Genomic DNA, 2,479 nt, shown 5'->3' with positions numbered 1-2,479 from the left:
GTAAAGCGGCCTGGTTTTGGCAATTACGTTATGCTTAACCGCATTCTCCAGCAGCAGCTGCAGGGTTAGCGTAGGCAGTAGGTACGACTCATAGAGAGGGGGCACATCAATCGTCAGGTGAAGGCTATCCCCGTAGCGGGTTTTGAGCAGGTGATAGTAAGACCGGATGAACTGGAGTTCACTTTGCAGATCGGTCATCTCCTGTTCATTCGCCCGTAGTACATACCGGTACACCTTACATAACTCGTCGAGAAACACCTCGGCCCGCTCGGGATCACTACCAATCAGAAAAGACAACGTATTAAGGCTGTTGAAGAGGAAATGAGGGTTCACCTGAGCCTGCAGGGCCCGCAGCTGTACCTGGATTTTCTCCTGCTCCAGCCGCTGGACAATCAATTCGTTCTCCAGTTGCCCCTGCACCAGCTGCGCCGTCTGCTGGGTTTGTTCGATGGCCTGGCTAACGGCTAGTTGCCGCTGCCGAAAGGCCAGAGCCAATGAAAAGCAAAGCAGTTGCAGAATTCGCCCGCTGCTCAGCAGGCGCACGTGGACGTTGACCGACTCAGGACTTTGGGAAAGCTGCCAGGGGAAGCCCGTATAGTAAAAGAGCGTGTTAAACGTGTGCACTAGCATCAGTAAACTGCCCACGGCGAAAAACCAGCCGACCACGTCTTGTCGGCGAAAAGCCAGGCCTGCGCCCACCACGTAGATCAGACTAGTAAGCGACCAGTACGTGATTGACACCAGCCGCCCAGTTCCTGTTTGCTGCCAGCTTTCGTCGGCCAGCAGCATACTCACCTCCAGCAGCAGCAGTGACCCGTAGGCGAGCTGGCTCCGGCCTGTCCAGGTGCCGGGCCGGGACCCTGGCTGGCCATCAGGAAAGAGCCGGTGAGCCAGTTCGAGAAAAATAACGGTGACCAGGCCATTGACCAGGCTGATGAGTGCCATGTTTTGCGACTCACTCAGGGGAGTATCCTCGCCTACCAGCCGGTTAAAGAACGAATAAACGAACCAGATGCCTGTTTGAAGCGTGAAGAGCCCGTATATCCAGTTCCGAAAGAAACTCCACTGGACTACGTTGAGCAGAAAGATGGTGCCCACCGCACCTAAATAGACAAATAACAGGGCTTGGCCAGTCATAGATTACTGCTTAGAATACCGATACCTCTATCAAGAAAGCAATCCCCAGAGTTGGGCACAGGCCAGCGTACCAGGGCCAGGGAGCAAGGCGCGCCCTAGCTTGAGGCTGACGACGAGCCGCCCAAAAAAGCAATGCGTTCAATTCAGCCTGGGTCAGCATCAGCTTGCGCCAGTTAGGCATCCCGACGAGTTCTACGCCAGGGCCAGCCAGGACTAGGCAGATCAGGGTCCTGGACAAGGAGCGGTTGTTAAACATGGCAGCAGATCAGAAAGGGGCGATGCCGGGCAGGCGCACAAACCTAGTCCGCTGTCAGTCGGCTGGCAAGCCAAACCAGGTTGAATTGAGAAAAAGCCAGTCTCAGTTGCGGCTGTTGCGGGGCGAATAGAAACGTTAACCGTTGTCGCCTCCGGGGAAGTACTTGTCTTGGGGCACCAACGAAAAGGTACCGGCCTGATTCTGGAGGCCTTTAGCGGCAGGAGAGCTGTAGCCGCTCGCCACCAGATCCCCTGGCAGCACCAACCAATTGTAGTAACCCTGCCTCGGCTCACGGGTGACATGAACCCACCAGCCATCAGCTCGCCCCTCAGCCCGTCAGCGGCCTGGTTAAACAGATCGGAGCGCTCTTCTCAGCGCCTGTTTCCCCTGTTTGCGGGCCGGTCACTACTGAATGAGTGAGGCAACGGTTAGCCCCCGATGTAACCACCCGATCATATATCACCGGGAAATGGCATTACAATTGTAATGAAGGGGTAGTGCGTGGCGGGGTCCTGTCTGGGATTTCGATGCTGGTGAGCGAAGAATTTTGAGCCATCTGCCTGTGGATGAGCAAGATGACCGTTTTTTTCGGTGAGAAAATGGGAAGATCCAGCGCTGACCTTGGATAGATCAGAAATCCGGGTTGATCCCGGGCGGGCAAAACAGGCCTGATCCAGGGACCAAGAGCCCTGGTTGGGCCTGTTTTCCGCCCTCACCCTGGCCAGACTACAACTGCTCATTCCACCAACATTGCAGTAACCTCGCCTCGGCCCACGGGTGACATAGACTCTTCAGGGACTAAGTCGATACGCAGGCCATGGACAAGCTGGCGGGGTAGACTGGGGAACCCTTCCCAGCGCCCGTTTGCCCCGTTTGCCAACCGGTCACTACTGAAGGGGTGAGGCAACGGTTCGGGTGACTGCCCCTGCTATGTAACCAGTGGGTCATATATCACCGGGAAATGCAAGTACAATTGTAATGGCTCGGTAGTGCGTGGCGGGGTCCTGTCTGGGATTTGGATACAAGTGAGCGAAGAATTTTGGCTTAGTTGGCTTATAATGAGCGAGTTGACCGTTTTTTTGGGGA

1 protein-coding gene is annotated in these 2,479 nt (G+C 55.5%); it reads right to left on the bottom strand.

Going from position 1 to position 2,479, the window contains the following annotated elements; translation table 11 throughout:
* Positions 1-1,137, bottom strand: a 1,137-nt coding sequence (locus J2I46_RS33120) for a sensor histidine kinase (RefSeq protein WP_229380061.1), incomplete at its 3' end; no start/stop codon positions are given.
* Between the last annotated feature and the right edge of the window lie 1,342 nt (positions 1,138-2,479).

It is taken from the genome of Fibrella forsythiae (assembly GCF_017353175.1).
In the GTDB taxonomy this organism is placed as follows: domain Bacteria; phylum Bacteroidota; class Bacteroidia; order Cytophagales; family Spirosomataceae; genus Fibrella; species Fibrella forsythiae.
This window is presented reverse-complemented; position numbering and strand designations above follow the sequence as displayed.